The following is a 17,621-nucleotide window of genomic DNA, read 5'->3' on the forward strand; positions in this document are numbered from 1 at the left end:
AATTCGTCGCGCAACGCGCCGTCAGCTAGGGCGCGATCAGTTCCGCCGCCTTGCCGATCAGCGAGGCGAAGCGCACCTGGTCGACTTCCTTCTGCCCGTCGTTCCAGCTGCCGGTGACGACGTACCAGTCGCCGTTCCGCGCCTGGAGCAGCAGCGTCATGTTCATCACGCCCGGTTCGGATCCGCCCTTATAGCCGACCCATTGCCACTTGCCGCGCGCATCGGGGCCGATACCGGGGTTGATCGAGAGAATCCTGCGCGCCTCGATGCCGGCCGGGCCCTCGGTGTTGCGGCGCAGCCAGTCCATCACCCGGACCAGGTCGTTCGGGCTCTCGAACCATTCGAGCGTGTCGATCAGCTTGGGAGTCTTGGTGGTGAAGCTGGTCGTGTCGACCAGGATCGGCGCGATGCCCGCCACTTCGCCATCGAGCAGCCGGCGCCGCCCGGCCTCGTCCTGCGCGAGATAGCGGTCGGCCAGCCCGGCGACACCCTTCAGCCGGAACATGTCCAGCGCGGCGAGGAAGGGGCGGTTGCGCGCCGGATCGGCGATGCCGAGCACCGGCATCATCGCCTCCACCTTCGCGCGGCCGAGATGATGGAGCAGGATGTCGGTCGCGCTGTTGTCGCTGACCGAGATCATCTGCGTCGCGAGCTCGCGCAGCGACACCTGGGTGCCCTTGGGCTTCGCCGTATAGCCGCCGCCGGGCAGCATGCCGCCGTCGAGCGTGACGAGATCGTCCCATTTGCGCTCGCCCGCATTGGTGGCGCGGACCAGCTCGCCCAGGATCACCAGCTTGAATGCCGATCCGATCGCATAGGGCTTGTCGGCATTGCGGCCGCCGAGCAGCTGCGGCTTGCCCGTGCCCAGCTTCGCGATCGCATAGCCGGTGTCGCCGCGCAGCGCGGCGAAGGCGCCCTCGATTTCGGGCAGCGTCTTCTCCGCGACTTCGAAGCCGCGGACGAGCAGCCCGCCCACCTGGTGCGGCGCCGCCGGATCGACGACGATCAGGACATTGGCCACTGCCTTCTCATACTGGACCCGCACGTTCGCGCGCCAGGGCGTCTCCTGTGCGACGCTCAGGACGGCGACCGGCTTGCCGCTGGCGGCGATCAGCTGCGCAGTGACTTCGTTGAGCTTCGCCTCGGGCACCTGCGCCTGGAAGGCCGGCGTGAAGAACCCCGCATAGTCGCCGCCGCCGTTCAGGATCGCGATCAGCTGGCCGAGGCGCAGGGTGAAGGCGGGGTCTGCCTGGGCGGCCGGAGGCGCCGGGGTCTGCGCGGCGGCGGGGGCGGCGATCAGAAGAGCGGCGAGATACGGTAGCAGGCGCATCGGTGCCTCATCGGCTGTGGATGCACAGCTGATACCGTCAATAAATTATGATATCAACATTTATCGCCGGATGAGGCATCTGGCGCGGGAAGGGCCGCGCCCGATCAGGCGTCGATCACTTCCTCGTCCAGTCGCGCCGCATTCTCCTGGATGAAGGCGAAGCGGTGGGCGGGATTGTTGCCCATCAGCCGGTCGACCAGGTCCTTCACACCCGCCCGCTCCTCATATTCCTGGGGCAGGGTGATGCGCAGCAGGCCCCGGGTCGCCGGGTCCATGGTGGTTTCCTTGAGCTGGTTCGGGTTCATCTCGCCCAGGCCCTTGAACCGGCTGACCTCGACCTTCTTGCCCTTGAACGCCGTCGTCTCGATCTCGAGCCGGTGCGCGTCGTCGCGGGCATAGAGCGATTTGGAGCCCACCGTCAGGCGATAGAGCGGCGGCTGGGCGAGATAGAGATGCCCCTGGCGGACCAGGTCGGGCATCTCCTGGAAGAAGAAAGTCATCAGCAGCGTGGCGATATGGGCGCCGTCCACGTCCGCGTCGGTCATGATGATGATGCGCTCGTAGCGCAGGTTCGAGGGGTCGCAGTCCTTGCGGGTGCCGCAGCCCATGGCGAGGATCAGGTCGGCGATTTCCTGGTTGGCCAGGATCTTCGCCGATGTCGCCGACGCGACGTTCAGGATCTTGCCGCGGATCGGGAGGATCGCCTGGGTCTTGCGGTCGCGTGCCTGCTTGGCGGAGCCGCCGGCCGAATCGCCCTCGACGATAAACAGTTCGGTGCCCGCCGGATCGTCGGCCGAGCAATCGGTGAGCTTGCCGGGCAGGCGGAGCTTGCGCGCGCTGGTCGCGGTCTTGCGCTTGACCTCGCGCTCCTGCTTGCGGCGCAGGCGGTCGTCCATCCGCTCGAGCACATAGCCGAGCAGCGCCTTGCCGCGGTCCATATTGTCGGCGAGGAAATGGTCGAAATGGTCGCGCACCGCCTTCTCGACCAGGCCGGCGGCTTCGGGCGAAGTGAGCCGGTCCTTGGTCTGCGACTGGAATTGCGGATCGCGGACGAACACGCTCAGCATCAGCTCCGAGCCGGTCATCACGTCGTCGGCAGTGATGTCCTTGGCCTTTTTCTGGCCGATCAGCTCGCCGAACGCGCGGATGCCCTTGGTGAGCGCGGCGCGGAGCCCGGCCTCGTGCGTGCCGCCATCGGGCGTCGGGATGGTGTTGCAATACCAGCTGTACGAGCCGTCGCTCCACAGCGGCCAGGCGACCGCCCATTCGACGCGGCCGTTATTCTCGCCCGGGAAATCCTGGCGCCCGGCGAAGAAATCGGCGGTGGCGCATTCGCGCGCGGCGATCTGCTCCTTCAGGTGATCGGCCAGGCCGCCGGGGAACTGGAACACCGCTTCGGGCGGCGTTTCGTCGGCAATCAGCTCGGCGTCGCACTTCCAGCGAATCTCGACGCCGGCGAACAGATAGGCCTTGGAGCGGACCAGCTTGTAGAGCCGGTTCGGCTTGAACAGCATCTCGCCGAAGATCTCGGCGTCGGGAACGAAGCTCACCGAAGTGCCGCGCCGATTGGGCGTGCCGCCGAGATGCTCGAGCGGGCCGAGCGTCTTGCCCTGGCTGAAGCGCTGGCGATAGAGTTGCTTGTCGCGGGCGACTTCGATCGTGGTATCGATCGACAGCGCGTTGACCACGCTGATGCCGACGCCGTGCAGGCCGCCCGACGTCGCATAGGCCTTGCCCGAGAATTTGCCGCCCGAGTGCAGCATGGTGAGGATCACCTCGAGCGCCGACTTGTCGGGGAATTTCGGGTGCGGATCGATCGGCATGCCGCGGCCATTGTCGACGATGGTCAGCCGGTTGCCGGCCTCCAGCGTGACTTCGATGCGGCTGGCATGGCCGGCCACCGCCTCGTCCATCGCATTGTCGAGGATCTCGGCAGCGAGGTGGTGCAGCGCGCGCTCGTCGGTGCCGCCGATATACATGCCCGGGCGGCGCCGGACCGGCTCCAGCCCTTCGAGGACTTCGATCGAGGAGGCGTCATAGGTGCCGGAGGGCACGCCCGGCGCGGCAAACAGGTCTTCAGCGGCCATCGAGAACGTATAGGGGGTGCGGGGTGACGGGCGCAAGGGATGGGAGAACATCCCGACAGCCATCCCGGCACCGGCCCGGGGTGACGAAGAGCGCGTCGAAAGCCCGTTCCCTAGGCCGCCTTGAGCTGGGCGATGAATTTGTCGGTCGCCGCTTCCAGCGCGACCGCCGCCTCGGAAAGCCCCGTCGCGGCGCTGGAGACGCGGTCGGACAGCGTTTCGGTGTCGCTCGCCACGGTGGCGACGGCGCCGATCCGCTCCGCCATGCGCGTGGCGCCCTCGGCGGTGTCGTGCGCGGTCGCCTCGATCATGCCCGCGGCCTGGCGCTGGCCGTCGACTTCGCTGCGGATCGCCTCGGCGGCCGCGGCGACTTCGGCGACGGTGGCGGCGATCTCGTCGAGCGCGCCATGTGCCAGGGTGGCGCCGCCCTGGACGGTGCCGGCGAGGGTACGGATCTCCTCGGTCGCCGAGCCGGTCTGGTTGGCCAGCGCCTTCACTTCGTGCGCGACCACTGCGAAGCCGCGGCCGATGTCGCCGGCGCGGGCAGCTTCGATGGTGGCGTTGAGTGCGAGCAGATTGGTCCGCGCCGCGATGTCCTGGATCGATTCGGCGAAGAGCGTGATCGTGCTGGCCCGCTCGGCCAGCGCGCGCACCGCATTCTCGCCCGAGCGCGAGACGCCGCGCGCCGCGCCGCTCAAATTGGCCTGCTGGTCGACGCTGGTGGCGATCGCCACGATCGAGGCGGTGAGCTGGCGCACGCCGCTGGCGAGCCCGCCCGCAGTGTCAGAGGCCTGGCTGGCGAGATGTGCAGTCGCGGCGAGCTCCACGCTGGCCGTATGGGCGAGCGAATTGAGCGCCTGGGCCGAGCGATCGAGGTCGCTCGCGGCGCGCGTCACATCGCGCACGGTCTCGGCGACCGATTCCTGGAAGGCGGTGGCGAGCGCCAGCATCTCGCGGCGGCGCTCGGCGGTGGCGCTGCGCTCGCTCGTCTCGCGCAGCTCGCGCTCGGTGCGTTCGCGCGATTCGGCGGCGCGCATCGCGGTGAGCGCGGCCTCCGCATCGTCGCGCCGCGCCGTCGCGTCCGCGGCGAAGCGGTCGCTCTGGGCGCGGGCATCGGCCTGCGCCTCGATCAGGCGGACGAGCTGGGTGGTGAGATAGGCGAGCACCGCGAATTCGAGCAGCACCGCCACGGCATGGAAGACGACGCGGCCGAAATTGCCGCCGCCCTCGAACACCCAGGCCGGCAGGGCGAGCTGGAGGACGATGTGATGGACCGCGATCAGCGTGCAGGCGAGCGCGATCGGCCGCCAGTCGTAGAGCAGCGTCAGGCCCGAGAGCGCGACGAAGAAATACATGTGCGAGTCCATCTGCCAGGGATGGCCCGTCAGCGCATAGACGGCGAGCGCCGGCTGGATCGCGGCGAGCGTGCCGACGATCATTCGCGCCGCGGCATCGTAGCGACGGCGTAGCGCGACGACCGTCGGCGCGATGTTCGCGGCCGCGCCGAGCAGGAAGGTCATCCATTCGCGCTGGCTGCCGAGCAGCAGGCCCAGCACGAAGACCACGGCAACGGTGGCCCAGCTGGCCATGACCAGCGTCCGCACGCCGCGGCGGCGAAGGCGATTGATCTCGGTCATGCGGCCACGCTTCCGCACAGGGCCGGCGGCGCCGCGAGGATGAGGATCGCCCGGCCCCGAAGCGCCGAGGCGATGGCGGGATGTGCGCCGATGACGACGAAGCTTCCGGGAAACGGTCCGCCCCCGAGCAGCCGTGCGCCGCCTCCGACCGCATGGGCCAGCATGTGATCGGCCGCGCCGGGCAGCACCGGCACCAGCAGCATCCGCCCCTGGCTGGGAGGCCAGAAGGCCGCGCAGGCCAGAGCCAGCCCGACGAGCGCGAGCTGCGCAGTCAGGGCGTGGCGAGCGAGGATTGCTCCGAAACGGTTCATTCCGCGCGTCTAGCGGCAATTAGGTTAGAAACACGTAAACTACAGTATTTGCGCAGATTACGATATCTCCGGCCGTGTGCGCCGGGCAGTCGCACGCCGGCGGCGCATGCCGATCCAGATCACGGCCTCGGTCGCGCCGCCCACGCCAATATCGAGCACGTGCTGGAGGGCGCCGCCTCGCAGTTGCGCCGCCGAGCGGTCGTGATGCTCTTGCTCTTCCTCGACGATGTCCCGCAACAGGGCGACGGCGACCGGATCATCGGCTTCGAGCGCCTCGATCTGCTCCGCCATATGGCGCAGCACGATGCGCTCGATCGCGACGGTGGTGGCGGCGATCGCATGTCGGCCGAGCAGGCCGGTGACGGTGCCGAGCAAGGTGCCGAGCACTGCGCAGAGCGGATAGCTGAGGCAGCGCGCCTGGCCGCGGCGCGCCAGTTCGGTTGCGAACAGCGCGCGGTGCCGCATCTCGTGTGCGATGAAGTCCTCGATCTCGGCGAGCAGGCCCGGCGCGGTCCAGCGGGCGAATCGCAGCTGCGCCCGATAGACGCATACCGCGCCATGCTCGCCGGCATGATCGACGCGCAGCACGCGGTCGCCCAGCGTCTCGCCGGGCGCCAGGCGTGCCGCGATCGGCATTGGCGATTAGCGGACGCGCGGACCGCCGAAGGGCAGCGGCGGCGGCGGGCGGCGATCGCGGCGGGGCAGCTGCGCCTGATAGGCATGGCCGCAATGCGCGACGCAATAGGGGAAGCCGGGGTTCACCTTGTCGCCGCAGAAATGGAAGTCCGGCTCGCCCGGATGACCGATCGGCCATTTGCAGATCTTGTCGTTGAGATCGAGCAGGCTGGTCTTGCCCGCGATCGCTTCGCTCGGCTTGGCGGGAACGAGCCGCCGCGGCGGTGCCGGCGAGATCGGCGGCGCCTGTTCGCCGGGATTCTGGCGGACGAAGCCGCCCGGGCCGACCGAGCGGAGCACCGGCCCGTCGGAGGCGGGCTTGGGCTCGGCCGGGGCCGATGGCGCGGCGACGGGCGCCGCGGCGCGCGGGGCCGGCGACTCGGCGGGTGCGGCGGTGGCGGCTGGCGCCGGGCGCGGCGCGGGAGCCGGCTTGGGCTCGGCCGCGGCCTTGGGCTCGTTGGGCTTCACCGGCGAGGGGCGCGCGGGCAGACCCAGGCGGTGCGCCTTGCCGATCACGGCATTGCGACTCACCCCGCCCAGTTCCTCGGCGATCTGGGTCGCGGTCAGGCCGCTGTCCCACATCTTCTTCAGCGTATCGATCCGCTCTTCGGTCCAGCTCAAAACTTCTCTTCCTTCACCTTGCAGGCGGCCCGCGCAGCGGTTACGCGAACGCGCGATGAGCAGCCAGCCTGAATTCGGTCAACAGCTCCCCGAGCCCGGCGTTCCGGTGATCCGCAACGTCAACTGGGGAGGTTTGCGCACCCTCTATATCAAGGAGGTGCGCCGTTTCTTCAAGGTGCAGCTCCAGACGGTGTGGGCGCCGGCCGTCACGACGCTGCTGTTTCTGGTGATCTTCACCGTCGCGCTCGGCGGCGGCGGGCGGATGGTGACGCTCCAGCACCGCGAGATTCACTTCGCCGAATTCATCGCGCCGGGCCTGATCATGATGGGCATGCTGCAGAACGCCTTCGCCAATGCCAGCTTCTCGCTGCTCGTCGGCAAGATCCAGGGCACGATCGTCGACTATCTCATGCCGCCGCTCTCGACCACCGAGATGCTCGCCGCGCTCGCCGGCGGCGCGGTGACGCGCGCCTTCTGCGTGGGCGGCACGGTGTGGCTGGCCATGGCGATCTGGGGCGTGAACGTGTGGCCGCAGCATCTCTGGGCAGTGCTCTGGTTCGGCTTTCTCGGCTCGCTGTTCCTTGCGCTGATGGGCGTGCTGACGTCGATCTGGGCGGAGAAGTTCGACCATGCCGCCGCGGTGACCAACTTCGTCGTCGCCCCGCTGGCGCTGCTCTCGGGCACCTTCTATTCGGTCGAGCGGCTCGCCCCCGCCTTCCAGGCGATCAGCCACGCCAACCCGTTCTTCTACATCATCTCGGGCTTCCGCTACGGCTTCCTCGGTGTCGCCGATTCGCCGATCCTGGTCGGCAGCCTGGTGATCCTGGGGCTCGACGTGCTGCTGGGCTTCGTCTGCTACGCGCTGCTGCGCCGCGGGTGGAAGATCAAGAACTGAAGTTCTTTGCGACACGCCTTCATCCAATCCGAACCGTCACCCTGAACTTGTTTCTGGGTCCAACGCGCCTCAAGCGGTATCGCTAGTGGCAGGTTGGATGCTGAAACAAGTTCAGCATGACGCAGAAGGGCCGATAGCGGGCATGCATGCCCCTCGCCGAAACGATTATTGCCTCTCCGCCGAGAGACTCGTAAACACCCGCCTCGGGCGGTCCCGACAGGCCGCCCTTTTGCGTTTCTGGAGTCTCGTTTCGAGCTTTTCACAAGGAGGTACGTTCCCATGACCATCACCCCGCTCATGCCCGTCTATCCACGGTGCGCTGTGCGGCCGGTGCGAGGCGAGGGCGTGTATCTCTATGGCGAGCGCGGCGAGCAGTATCTCGACTTCGCCGCGGGCATCGCGGTCAACGCGCTCGGCCACGGCCATCCGCACCTGACCAAGGTGCTGCAGGACCAGGTCGCCACGCTGATGCACGTGTCGAACCTCTATGGCAGTCCCCAGGGCGAGGCGCTGGCCCAGCGGATCATCGACAATTCCTTCGCCGACACGGTGTTCTTCACCAATTCGGGCGTCGAGGCGATCGAGTGCGCCATCAAGACCGCGCGCCGCTATCACTATGTCAACGGCAACCCGCAGCGCCACAAGCTGATCACCTTCAAGAACGCCTTTCACGGCCGTTCCATCGGCGCGATCTCGGCGACCGACCAGCCCAAGATGCGCGACGGCTTCGAGCCGCTGCTGCCGGGCTTCGACTATGTGAAGTTCAACGACCTCGAAGGCGCGCTGGCGAAGATCGACGACGAGACGGCGGGCTTCCTGGTCGAGACGGTGCAGGGCGAGGGCGGCATGACCGCGGGCACGCCCGAGTTCATCCAGGGCCTGCGCAAGGCCTGCGACGCGCATGGCCTGCTGCTCATCCTCGACGAGATCCAGTGCGGTTACGGCCGCACCGGCAAGATGTGGGCCTATGAGCATTACGGCATCACGCCCGACATCATGACCGCGGCCAAGGGCATCGGCGCGGGCTTCCCGCTCGGCGCCTGCCTGGCGACCGAGGAAGCGGCCAAGGGCATGGTGATCGGCACGCACGGCTCCACCTATGGCGGCAATCCGCTCGCGATGGCGGCGGGCCAGGCGGTGCTCGACGTGATGCTCGAGCCGGGCTTTCTCGATCACGTCACCAAGATGGGCGAGCGCCTCCGCCAGGCCTTTGAGCAGATGATCCCCAACCATGATCACCTGTTCGAGGAGATTCGCGGCAAGGGGCTGATGCTCGGCATCAAGATGAAGGAGCCGGCGGTGAGCCGCGACTTCGTGGCGCACCTGCGCGACAATCACGGGCTGCTCACCGTCGCGGCGGGCGAGAACGTGTTCCGCGTGCTGCCGCCGCTGGTGATCAACGAGGATCACATCGCCGAATGCATCGAGCGCCTGAGCGAAGGCGCGCGCAGCTTCGGGATCCCGAGTGACGATTGATTTTTTCTCGATCCTCCCCCGGAGGGGGAGGGGGACCAGCGAAGCTGGTGGAGGGGGCTCGCCGCAGGCGACGTCCTTGGTGAGAGGGCAGGACGGCGCTGCGCGCCGCCCCCTCCGTCGCGCTTCGCGCGCCACCTCCCCCGCCGCTGCGCTTTGGGGGAGGATTTAAGAATGACCCGCCATTTCCTTGATCTGTCCGACGCCGGCACCGCCGGCATCCAGGCGATGCTCGACGACGCCATCGCGCGGAAACAGGCCCGTGCCGGCTGGCCCAAGGGCAAGGTGGATGCCGATACCCCGCTCGCCGGCCATGTGCTGGCGATGGTGTTCGAGAAGAACTCCACCCGGACGCGAGTCTCGTTCGACATGGCGATCCGCCAGCTCGGCGGCACCTCGATCGTGATGGATGCGGGCAGCATGCAGCTCGGCCGCGGCGAGAGCATCGCCGATACCGCGCGCATCCTCTCGGGCTATGTCGATGCGATCATGATCCGCACCGACGATCACCAGAAGGTGGTCGACATGGCGAAATACGCCAGCGTGCCGGTGATCAACGGCCTCACCGACGCCTCGCATCCCTGCCAGATCATGGCTGACCTGGAGACGATCCTCGAGGCCGGCTTCGCGCTGCCGGGGCTCAAGGTCGCCTGGCTGGGCGACGGCAACAACGTCCTCGCCTCGATCATGGAGGCCGGCGGGCTGATGGGCTTCGACGTGGTCGCGGCCTGCCCCCAGGGCTATCAGCCGAGCGACGCGGACGTGGGGCGCGGCAAGGGCCGGGCGAAAGTGGTCGGCACGCCGCAGGAAGCAGTGGAAGGCGCCGACATCGTCGTCACCGACACCTGGATCTCGATGGGCCAGGCGCATGCCGAGACCAAGCTCGCCGCGATGATGCCCTTCCAGGTGACCGAGGCGCTGATGGGCGTCGCCAAGCCGGGCGCCAGGTTCCTCCACTGCCTGCCCGCGCATCGCGGCGAGGAAGTGGTCGACGCCGTGATCGACGGGCCGCAGTCGCTGATCTGGCAGGAGGCGGAAAATCGCCTCCACGCGCAGAAGGCCGTGCTACGGTGGTGCTTCGGGCAGATCTAGGAGGCGTGCCTTGCCGTCGGTTCGCATCGCAGCGTCGGTTGCCTTGGGTCTCGCGGTGCTGCTCTCGTTGCTCTGGCTCGTGCCTCGTGAAGCCGACTATGCCGATCGGTTGACCTGCCTGGCCGCGCTGTTCGTTGCCGCCGCGAACTCGGCAATGGTTGCCCATCTCGGGCGCATCCGCCGCGCAGGGTTGTCAGGTTCGGCGCTCTGGCTGGTGATAATCGGGGTTGGCATAGCGATCGCGCTCGGAAGCTTCGAAGACTGGGTCGGGCTTGTGCTTCCGAGTGACGGCAGCCTCACCGGCGTCCTTGCGGCCATCGCGGTGGCGGGTTGGATCGCCGTGGCACTCTTCCTGGCCGGCTTGTCCGCGCTGGCCGCGGGATGGGTGCTCTGGTTCGCATCGCGGCTCGCCGGGCGCGTTCGCGCGGCCTGAGTTGTCTCGGGCCCGCAAGGCCCTACATAGCGGGCAACTTCCGACAAACTGTGCCACAAGCGGCAACCCGGCTTCGGCCGGGCAGCGAGGAATTTCGACGTGACCAACACCGCTCCCCCCACCGATCTCGATCGCGTGATCGGTTTCACCATTCCCGGCCGCCACACTCGTGGCCGCGTCGCGCGGCTGGGGCCGGTGCTCGATGAGATCCTGTCGGCGCATGCCTATCCCGAGCAGATCGAGCGGCTGCTGGCCGAGGCGCTGACTCTCACCGCCCTGCTCGGCTCGACGCTCAAGCAGGCAGAGGGGCAGATGACCCTCCAGGCGCAGACCCAGGGCGGCATCGTCAGCCTGCTGGTGTGCGACTACAAGAATGGCGAACTGCGCGGCTATGTGCAGTATGATGCCCTGCGCCTGTCGCAGCTCGGCAAGCAGCCGTCGCTGTTCGCGCTGTTCCACAAGGGCCATCTGGCGATCACCTTCGACCAGGCGACCACCAAGGAGCGCTACCAGGGGATCGTGCCGCTCGACGGCGCCTCGCTGGCCGAGGCGGCGCAAAGCTATTTCCTCCAGTCCGAGCAGATCCCCAGCCTGGTGCGCCTGGGCGCGCGGCGCGACAAGGATAGCGGCAAGTGGATCGGCGGCGGCCTGTTCCTCCAGCATCTGCCGGAGGGCGAGGCGGGGCGCGAGCGGCTGCACGTGCGGCTGGACCATCCCGAGTGGCAGCATGTCGAGGCGCTGGGCTCGACGATGGGCGTGGACGAACTCGCCGATGCGGCGATCCCGCTCGAATCGCTCGTCTGGCGCCTGTTCAACGAAGAGGAAGAGGTGCGCGTCCTCAGCGGCACCGATCTCGCGCGCGGCTGCCGCTGCGATCCGGGATACATAACCGAGGTGCTCGCCAAGTTCCCGGAGGAGGAGCGGGCGGCGATGGCGGACGAGGACGGCGTGATCGCCGTCGACTGCGCCTTTTGCTCGAAGAAATTCCCGGTGAAGCTCGCGGATTTCGTTCCGCCACCGTTGTAATCCGGCGCAATCGCCCCATATCGGCGGCAAAGAGCGTGGGCTTTCGGGCTCGCGACGGGAGGACGTTGCGCATGTTGTTCAGGCGTCTGGTGTGCGCGGCATTTGCCGGCGCATCGCTGTTTATCGTGGGCGATGGGCCGGCGGCGGCCCATCGTTCCCCCGCTCAGGCAGTGCTCTCTCAGATCGAGCGCGGCCAATGGCTGCTCAAGGAGCGGCGAGGCGGCGAGCGGAAGGTCTGCTTCGCCGGGCCGAGCAGCTTCATCCAGCTCGCCCATGGCGCCGCGTCCTGCGAGCAGTTCGTGGTCAGCCAGGACGAGCGCGCGGCGACGGTGCGCTATACCTGCACCGGGCACGGCCAGGGCCGCACCACGATCACGGTGGAGACGCCGCGGCTGGTGCGGATCGAGACCCAGGGCGTGCTCGACGGCTCGCCCTTCGAACAGGAATATGAGGCGCGCAAGGCCGGCATCTGCGGTTGAACGGGATTTAACCCTTATTTCACCGCTGCCGGGCTATGCCGGTACTCGCTCTTAGTGAGCACTTTCCTCTCTGGCATGGGTTTTCCCAAGAAACTGGGCCGCTCACGGGCGGCCCATTTTGCGTCGGGCCATGCGCACCGCGCGATTTTTGCCTCGCGGCGAAATCCGGAGTAGGTCGCGCCGATGACAGACAGCGTTGCAATCATACTGGTTTCCGGCGGACTCGATTCGATGATTTCGGCCGCGCTCGCGCGCGAGGCGGGGTATCGGCTGATGGCCCTTTCGTTCGACTATAACCAGCGCCATCAGATCGAGCTTGCCGCCGCTCGCCGCATCGCAGCGACGCTGGGTGCCGAGCGCCATATCGTGATGCCGATGGACCTGCGGGCGTTCGGCGGGTCGGCGCTCACCGCCGATATCGACGTGCCCAAGCAGGGCGTGGGGGACGACATTCCCGTCACCTATGTGCCGGCGCGCAACACCATCTTCCTCAGCCTCGCGCTCGGCTGGGCCGAGGCTTCGGGCGCGCGCGACATCTATATCGGCGTCAACGCGCTCGACTATTCGGGCTATCCCGATTGCCGCCCCGAATTCATCGACGGCTTCGAGAAGCTCGCCGAGCTGGCGACCAAGGCCGGGGTGGAGGGCGCGCCCTTCCGCATCCGCGCGCCGCTCCAGCACATGACCAAGGCCGACATCGTGCGCGAGGGCGCGCGGCTGGGGCTGGACATGGGCCTGAGCTGGTCGTGCTACGATCCGGCACCCGGCGGGCTGCATTGCGGGCTGTGCGACAGCTGCCGGTTGCGCGCGAAGGGATTCGAGGAAGCCGGCGTTCCCGATCCGACACAATATGCGACGCGCCCCTAGGGTTTTCGTATCATGACCTACAGCGTCAAGGAGATGTTCCTCACGCTCCAGGGCGAGGGCGTGAATGCCGGCGCCCGGGCGGTGTTCGTGCGCTTCGCCGGGTGCAATCTGTGGACCGGCCGCGAGGCTGACCGGGCAAACGCGGTCTGCCGGTTCTGCGACACCGATTTCGTCGGCACCGACGGACTGGGCGGCGGCAAGTTTGCGACCGCCGGTGCGCTGGCCGATGCCGTGCTCGGCCATTGGGGCGAGGGGAGCGAGGCGCGGTTCGTGGTGCTCACCGGCGGCGAGCCGATGTTGCAGGTCGACGATGCATTGGTCGACGCGCTCCATGCCCGCGGTTTCCGCATTGCGATCGAAAGCAACGGCACCTTGCCCGTGCATCCGGGGATTGACTGGGTGTGCGTCAGCCCCAAGGCGGGGAGCGAAATCGTCCAGCGTGCCGGCGACGAACTCAAGCTGGTCTGGCCGCAGCCCGGCACCGATGTCGACGCGCTCGAGCGCTGGGACTTCGCCAACTTCCTCGTCCAGCCGATGGACAGTGCCGAAGCGGCGGACAATATGCGGGCCGCGATCGCCTTCGCGATGGCGCGGCCCCGATGGCGTCTGACCCTGCAGACGCACAAGATGCTGGGATTGCGCTAGGTTGGGGGACTCATATTCCTTCAATCGTCATCCCCGCGAAAGCGGGGATGACGAGTAGAGAAGGCGGGAATGTCGCGTAGAGAAGACTTGCCATGGATGAGTTTTCATCCGAAACTGATCCCATGCTCTATCTGGATGACATACAAGTTGGCGCGAAGCGGAGCTTCGGCCGTTACGAGGTCACGCGCGAGGAAGTGCTCGACTTTGCGCGCAAATATGACCCGCAACCCTTCCACCTCTCCGACGAAGCCGCTGCCGAGACGCATTTCGGCCGGCTCGCGGCGAGCGGCTGGCACACCTGCGCCATGACCATGTCGATGTTCGTCGCCGAGATGGCGGTGCACCCGCAGGCCAGCCTGGGCGCCGCAGGGGTGGACGAGCTGCGCTGGCTCAAGCCCGTCCATCCGGGCGACGTGCTGCGCTGCGAGAGCGAGATCCTCGAAGTGAACCCCTCGCGCAGCCGGCCCGACATGGGCAGCATGCGGACGCAGACGACCACCTACAACCAGCATGACGAGCCGGTGCTGCGCTTCGTCGCGCTGGCGCTGATGCGGCGGCGCCCGGCGGCCGGCTAGGCTGAGAACTCGAACAAGGATCTGATTTTACTACGTCATCCCCGCGCAGGCGGGGATGACGGGGTCGCTGGACGAGTCAACCCAGGGTTAGAACCTGATCAAGGCCTTGATTTCGTTCGTCATCCCCGCGCAGGCGGGGATCCAGGGCCAAGGATGGGGTGCGTGCGGCAGGCCCAGTCCGCTCCGGAGAGCGTTCGCGGGATGGCATCGATATCCCGCACTACCCTGGATCCCCGCCTGCGCGGGGATGACAAGGGTTGCTGAACGAGTCTTGACCCCAGGGCAGCCAGCTAGGCCGCCGGTCAGCGGCGGCGGTTGCCGCCGCGGGGCCCGCGGAAATCATGCCAGTTGTTCCGCCAGTGCGAATCGCCGCGCCAGTTGGTGCGGCGATTCTCCCAATAGCCGCGCTGCACGTCGTTCCAGGGATGGCGGACCCGGGCGCGATCATAGACGTAATAGCCGGTGCCGGGATAATAATAGTCGCCGTACCAGCCCCAATAGGGATCGCCCCAGGCGGCATTATAGCCGACCGCGACGCGGCCGCCATAGCCGTAACCGTCATCGACGCAGCCGCCGAGCGCGGCCGCACCGGCGATGCCGGCGGCGAAAACCATGGATTTGAGGACTAAGCGCATGTCCGGTCTCCTGGCGGGGGACGCGGACCGAGGCGGGATCGCAGGTGCGCGCCCCCGTATCGAGCTAAATGACCTACGGGACGGATGGTTCCGCGCCCGTCATCACCTCTTCAATGCCCGTCGAACGCCACCAGCGCATGCACCCCGATCCCGTCGCCGCGCAGCGCATCCGCACCGCCCAGCTCGGGCAGGTCGACCACGAAAGAGGCCTGGGTGACGTGCGCGCCCGCCTTGCGCAGCAGCCGCACCGCGGCGCGGGCGGTGCCGCCCGTGGCGATCAGGTCGTCGACCAGCAGTACCCGGGCGCCCGGCGCCAGCGCGTCGGCATGGATGGCGATCCGGTCGGTGCCATATTCGAGCGCATAATCCTCGGCAATCGTCGCGCCCGGCAGCTTGCCGTCCTTGCGGACCAGCAGCATGCCCGCGCCGAGCTTCACCGCCAGCGCCGCGCCGAACAGGAAGCCGCGCGCCTCGATCCCGGCGACGAGATCGACGGGCCCGTCCACCGCCGCCGCCATCCGCTCGACGGTGAGCCGCAGCCCCTCGGCATCGAGCAGCAGCGTGGTGATGTCGCGGAACATGATGCCCGGCTTGGGGAAGTCGGGAATCGTCCGGATGCGCTGCCGGATGTCGTCATTCTCAGCCATCGAAGCCCTCAAAAACAGGAATCCCGCCCAGGCGGTTGCCGGGGCGGGATTCGATATGGTCGGTACTGCCGCCGCGGCGGGTCAGTGCTTAACGCCTGCCCATACCGAGCGATAGGCGCCATAGGTCAGGAACGCCGCGAAGATCAGGAAGCCCAGCACGGCGAGGCCGGCCGCGTGGCGCGTCTCGAGCGTGGGTTCCGCCGTCCAGACCAGGAACGCCGCCACGTCTTCCGCCATCTGCGGAACCGTCGCGCGGGTGCCGTCCGAATAATTGACCTGGCCGTCCGTGGTCAGCGGCGGCGGCATCGCGATGTTGAGGTTCGCGAAATAGGGGTTGAAGTGCATGCCGTCGGGCGTCTTGGCGAACTCCGGGAAGTGCTTCAGCGCCTCGGGCGACGGCTTCTGGTTGTAGCCGGTCAGCAGCGAGTGGACATAGGCCGCGCCGTCATGCCGCGCCTTGGTGATCAGGCTCAGGTCCGGCGGCGTGCCGGTGCCGGCATAATAGACCTTGGGGAAGCGATCCGACGGCACGTTGTCGCGCTCGCCCCAGGTGCCGCCCTTCTCGTCGAACACCGGCTGCTTGGTGCCCCAGTCCTTCGCGATCTTCTTCACTTCGGCATCGGTGTAGCCGAGGTCCTTCAGATTGCGGAACGAGACCAGGTTGAGCGAGTGGCAGGTCGCGCAGACTTCCTTGTAGACGAGGAAGCCGCGCTGCAGCTGGCGCCGGTCGAACTTGCCGAGCGGGCCGTCCGAAGCGAGCTTCAGCGCCTCCGGATGCTTGTGCATCACATGCTCGGCGGTCTCCGCCGGGCGCTCGGCCGTGATCGACCCGAACAGGGCGATCAGCAGCACGAGGATGAAGGCACCGCCGACCAGGAACTTGATCGATTTGATGAACAGCGAAGTCATTGTTCCCAGTCCCCCTTACGCGCCGGTCTTGGCCAGCACGGCCTCGGTGATCGAGCCCGGCAGCGGCTTCGGCGTTTCCAGGTGCGAGATGATCGGCACGACGATCAGGAAATGCGCGAAATAATAAGCCGCCGCGATCTGGCTGACGATCACGTACACCGGCTCGGCCGGCGAGCCGCCGCAATAGCCGAGCACCAGCACGTCCACCACGAGCACCCAGAAGGCGACCCGGTACATCGGACGATAGCTGCCCGAGCGCACCGGCGACTTGTCGAGCCAGGGCAGGAAGAACAGGAGCAGGATCGAGCCGAACATCGCCAGCACGCCCCACAGCTTCGCCGGCAGGATGAAGTCCGCGGTAAAGGCGCGCAGGATCGCGTAGAACGGCCAGAAATACCATTCGGGAACGATGTGCGCCGGCGTGGAGAGCGGGTTGGCCGGGATATAGTTGTCCGGATGGCCCAGCATGTCCGGCGCGAAGAAGATCAGCGCCGAGAAGGCGATCAGGAAGACCACCACGCCCAGGCCGTCCTTCGCCGTGTAATAGGGATGGAACGGCACGGTATCCTGCTCGCCCTTCACCTCGACGCCCGTCGGGTTCGACGAGCCCGGGATGTGCAGCGCCCAGATGTGGAGGATCACGGCGCCCGCGATCACGAAGGGCAGCAGATAGTGGAGCGAGAAGAAGCGGTTCAGCGCGGCATCGTCCGGCGCATAGCCGCCGAGCAGCCAGATGCGCACCCAGTCGCCGACCACCGGGATTGCCGAGAAGAAGCCGGTGATCACCTGCGCCCCCCAGAAGCTCATCTGCCCCCAGGGGAGCACATAGCCCATGAAGGCAGTCGCCATCAGCAGCAGGAAGATGACCACGCCCAGCAGCCACACCATCTCGCGCGGCGCCTTGTACGACCCGTAATAGAGGCCGCGGAACATGTGGATGTAGATCACCACGAAGAACATCGAGGCGCCGTTGGCGTGGGCGAAGCGCAGGAACCAGCCCGCGTTCACGTCGCGCATGATGCCGACATTCACCGAATCGAAGGCGCCCGCGGCCGACGAATGAAAGTGCATCGCCAGGACGATGCCGGTGATCAGCTGGCAGACCAGCGCCACCCCGGCGAGCACGCCGAAGTTCCACCAGTAGTTGAGGTTGCGCGGCACCGGATAACCGGCGCCGACGGCGTTGTAGACGAAGCGCGGCAGGGGCAGACGCGCGTCCACCCACTGCATCAGCGGATGCTTCGGCTCATATTGCTTGGCCCAGGGAAAGCTCATCGCGCTCTATCC

At 67.4% G+C, this 17,621-nt stretch carries 19 protein-coding genes; 9 read left to right on the top strand and 10 right to left on the bottom strand.

Features of this window, described 5'->3' with window-relative positions; genetic code table 11:
• Positions 1 to 25: 25 nt before the first annotated feature.
• The 6 genes from FFS08_RS20220 to FFS08_RS20245 all read right to left on the bottom strand — a co-directional run bounded on the left by FFS08_RS20220 (position 26) and on the right by FFS08_RS20245 (position 6,658).
• On the bottom strand, positions 26 to 1,330 hold the full coding sequence (locus tag FFS08_RS20220) for a serine hydrolase (protein WP_137864806.1): 1,305 nt from the start codon (positions 1,328 to 1,330) through the stop codon (positions 26 to 28).
• Between the two features lie 104 nt (positions 1,331 to 1,434).
• Positions 1,435 to 3,468 (bottom strand): DNA topoisomerase IV subunit B, encoded by a 2,034-nt coding sequence (gene parE, locus FFS08_RS20225; RefSeq protein ID WP_502702061.1) that lies wholly within the window; start codon positions 3,466 to 3,468, stop codon positions 1,435 to 1,437.
• A 59-nt stretch (positions 3,469 to 3,527) separates the two neighbouring features.
• On the bottom strand, positions 3,528 to 5,051 hold the full coding sequence (locus FFS08_RS20230; protein ID WP_137864808.1) for a methyl-accepting chemotaxis protein: 1,524 nt from the start codon (positions 5,049 to 5,051) through the stop codon (positions 3,528 to 3,530).
• Positions 5,048 to 5,362, bottom strand: a complete 315-nt coding sequence (locus FFS08_RS20235; RefSeq protein ID WP_137864809.1) for a hypothetical protein — start codon at positions 5,360 to 5,362, stop codon at positions 5,048 to 5,050. Before FFS08_RS20235 ends, FFS08_RS20230 begins: the two co-directional genes overlap by 4 nt.
• 57 nt (positions 5,363 to 5,419) lie before the next feature.
• A complete protein-coding gene (locus FFS08_RS20240) occupies positions 5,420 to 5,998 on the bottom strand; it encodes a demethoxyubiquinone hydroxylase family protein (protein WP_137864810.1) in 579 nt (192 codons plus the stop codon).
• A 6-nt stretch (positions 5,999 to 6,004) separates the two neighbouring features.
• Positions 6,005 to 6,658, bottom strand: coding sequence for a GcrA family cell cycle regulator (locus FFS08_RS20245; RefSeq protein WP_137864811.1), 654 nt, complete (start codon positions 6,656 to 6,658; stop codon positions 6,005 to 6,007).
• A gap of 55 nt (positions 6,659 to 6,713) precedes the next feature.
• On the opposite strand from FFS08_RS20245, the gene FFS08_RS20250 reads away from it, so the two are divergent.
• From FFS08_RS20250 to FFS08_RS20290, 9 genes are all read left to right on the top strand, one after another.
• Positions 6,714 to 7,553 (top strand): ABC transporter permease, encoded by an 840-nt coding sequence (locus FFS08_RS20250; RefSeq protein ID WP_137864812.1) that lies wholly within the window; start codon positions 6,714 to 6,716, stop codon positions 7,551 to 7,553.
• Positions 7,554 to 7,832: 279 nt separating this feature from the next.
• The gene (locus FFS08_RS20255) at positions 7,833 to 9,029 is read left to right on the top strand and encodes an aspartate aminotransferase family protein (protein WP_137864813.1); all 1,197 of its coding nucleotides are present in this window, start codon (positions 7,833 to 7,835) and stop codon (positions 9,027 to 9,029) included.
• Positions 9,030 to 9,200: 171 nt separating this feature from the next.
• Entirely contained in the window at positions 9,201 to 10,118 is a 918-nt protein-coding gene (argF, locus tag FFS08_RS20260; protein ID WP_137864814.1) for an ornithine carbamoyltransferase, read from the top strand.
• Positions 10,119 to 10,128: 10 nt separating this feature from the next.
• Entirely contained in the window at positions 10,129 to 10,551 is a 423-nt protein-coding gene (locus FFS08_RS20265) for a hypothetical protein (protein ID WP_137864815.1), read from the top strand.
• Positions 10,552 to 10,650: 99 nt separating this feature from the next.
• Positions 10,651 to 11,577 carry an Hsp33 family molecular chaperone HslO gene (locus tag FFS08_RS20270; protein WP_137864816.1) on the top strand — a complete coding sequence of 309 codons (927 nt, stop codon included), beginning with the start codon at positions 10,651 to 10,653 and terminating at the stop codon, positions 11,575 to 11,577.
• A gap of 71 nt (positions 11,578 to 11,648) precedes the next feature.
• A complete protein-coding gene (locus FFS08_RS20275) occupies positions 11,649 to 12,056 on the top strand; it encodes a hypothetical protein (protein ID WP_137864817.1) in 408 nt (135 codons plus the stop codon).
• A gap of 183 nt (positions 12,057 to 12,239) precedes the next feature.
• Positions 12,240 to 12,923, top strand: a complete 684-nt coding sequence (queC, locus tag FFS08_RS20280) for a 7-cyano-7-deazaguanine synthase QueC (protein ID WP_137864818.1) — start codon at positions 12,240 to 12,242, stop codon at positions 12,921 to 12,923.
• Positions 12,924 to 12,935: 12 nt separating this feature from the next.
• Complete coding sequence (gene queE, locus FFS08_RS20285) at positions 12,936 to 13,568, top strand: 7-carboxy-7-deazaguanine synthase (protein ID WP_137864819.1); 633 nt, start codon at positions 12,936 to 12,938, stop codon at positions 13,566 to 13,568.
• Positions 13,569 to 13,690: 122 nt separating this feature from the next.
• Complete coding sequence (locus FFS08_RS20290; RefSeq protein WP_137864820.1) at positions 13,691 to 14,143, top strand: MaoC family dehydratase; 453 nt, start codon at positions 13,691 to 13,693, stop codon at positions 14,141 to 14,143.
• A gap of 302 nt (positions 14,144 to 14,445) precedes the next feature.
• On the opposite strand, the gene FFS08_RS20295 is transcribed toward FFS08_RS20290, so the two are convergent.
• The 4 genes from FFS08_RS20295 to FFS08_RS20310 form a co-directional block, all read right to left on the bottom strand.
• On the bottom strand, positions 14,446 to 14,778 hold the full coding sequence (locus FFS08_RS20295) for a hypothetical protein (protein ID WP_137864821.1): 333 nt from the start codon (positions 14,776 to 14,778) through the stop codon (positions 14,446 to 14,448).
• 110 nt (positions 14,779 to 14,888) lie between these two features.
• On the bottom strand, positions 14,889 to 15,425 hold the full coding sequence (locus tag FFS08_RS20300; protein WP_137864822.1) for an adenine phosphoribosyltransferase: 537 nt from the start codon (positions 15,423 to 15,425) through the stop codon (positions 14,889 to 14,891).
• A gap of 81 nt (positions 15,426 to 15,506) precedes the next feature.
• Complete coding sequence (locus FFS08_RS20305) at positions 15,507 to 16,334, bottom strand: cytochrome c1 (RefSeq protein ID WP_137864823.1); 828 nt, start codon at positions 16,332 to 16,334, stop codon at positions 15,507 to 15,509.
• Positions 16,335 to 16,349: 15 nt separating this feature from the next.
• Complete coding sequence (locus FFS08_RS20310; RefSeq protein ID WP_137864824.1) at positions 16,350 to 17,609, bottom strand: cytochrome b; 1,260 nt, start codon at positions 17,607 to 17,609, stop codon at positions 16,350 to 16,352.
• Positions 17,610 to 17,621: the final 12 nt, after the last annotated feature.

The sequence above is a fragment of the Sphingomonas sp. 1F27F7B genome (genome assembly GCF_005503355.1).
Classification (GTDB): domain Bacteria; phylum Pseudomonadota; class Alphaproteobacteria; order Sphingomonadales; family Sphingomonadaceae; genus Sphingomonas.

Coding starts and splice junctions, on each gene's coding strand:
- FFS08_RS20220 (WP_137864806.1), bottom strand. CDS start 1,330: ATGCGCCTGCTACCGTATCTCGCCGCTCTTCTGATCGCCGCCCCCGCC.
- parE (WP_502702061.1), bottom strand. CDS start 3,468: ATGTTCTCCCATCCCTTGCGCCCGTCACCCCGCACCCCCTATACGTTC.
- FFS08_RS20230 (WP_137864808.1), bottom strand. CDS start 5,051: ATGACCGAGATCAATCGCCTTCGCCGCCGCGGCGTGCGGACGCTGGTC.
- FFS08_RS20235 (WP_137864809.1), bottom strand. CDS start 5,362: ATGAACCGTTTCGGAGCAATCCTCGCTCGCCACGCCCTGACTGCGCAG.
- FFS08_RS20240 (WP_137864810.1), bottom strand. CDS start 5,998: ATGCCGATCGCGGCACGCCTGGCGCCCGGCGAGACGCTGGGCGACCGC.
- FFS08_RS20250 (WP_137864812.1), top strand. CDS start 6,714: ATGAGCAGCCAGCCTGAATTCGGTCAACAGCTCCCCGAGCCCGGCGTT.
- FFS08_RS20255 (WP_137864813.1), top strand. CDS start 7,833: ATGACCATCACCCCGCTCATGCCCGTCTATCCACGGTGCGCTGTGCGG.
- argF (WP_137864814.1), top strand. CDS start 9,201: ATGACCCGCCATTTCCTTGATCTGTCCGACGCCGGCACCGCCGGCATC.
- FFS08_RS20275 (WP_137864817.1), top strand. CDS start 11,649: ATGTTGTTCAGGCGTCTGGTGTGCGCGGCATTTGCCGGCGCATCGCTG.
- queC (WP_137864818.1), top strand. CDS start 12,240: ATGACAGACAGCGTTGCAATCATACTGGTTTCCGGCGGACTCGATTCG.
- queE (WP_137864819.1), top strand. CDS start 12,936: ATGACCTACAGCGTCAAGGAGATGTTCCTCACGCTCCAGGGCGAGGGC.
- FFS08_RS20290 (WP_137864820.1), top strand. CDS start 13,691: ATGCTCTATCTGGATGACATACAAGTTGGCGCGAAGCGGAGCTTCGGC.
- FFS08_RS20295 (WP_137864821.1), bottom strand. CDS start 14,778: ATGCGCTTAGTCCTCAAATCCATGGTTTTCGCCGCCGGCATCGCCGGT.
- FFS08_RS20300 (WP_137864822.1), bottom strand. CDS start 15,425: ATGGCTGAGAATGACGACATCCGGCAGCGCATCCGGACGATTCCCGAC.
- FFS08_RS20305 (WP_137864823.1), bottom strand. CDS start 16,334: ATGACTTCGCTGTTCATCAAATCGATCAAGTTCCTGGTCGGCGGTGCC.
- FFS08_RS20310 (WP_137864824.1), bottom strand. CDS start 17,609: ATGAGCTTTCCCTGGGCCAAGCAATATGAGCCGAAGCATCCGCTGATG.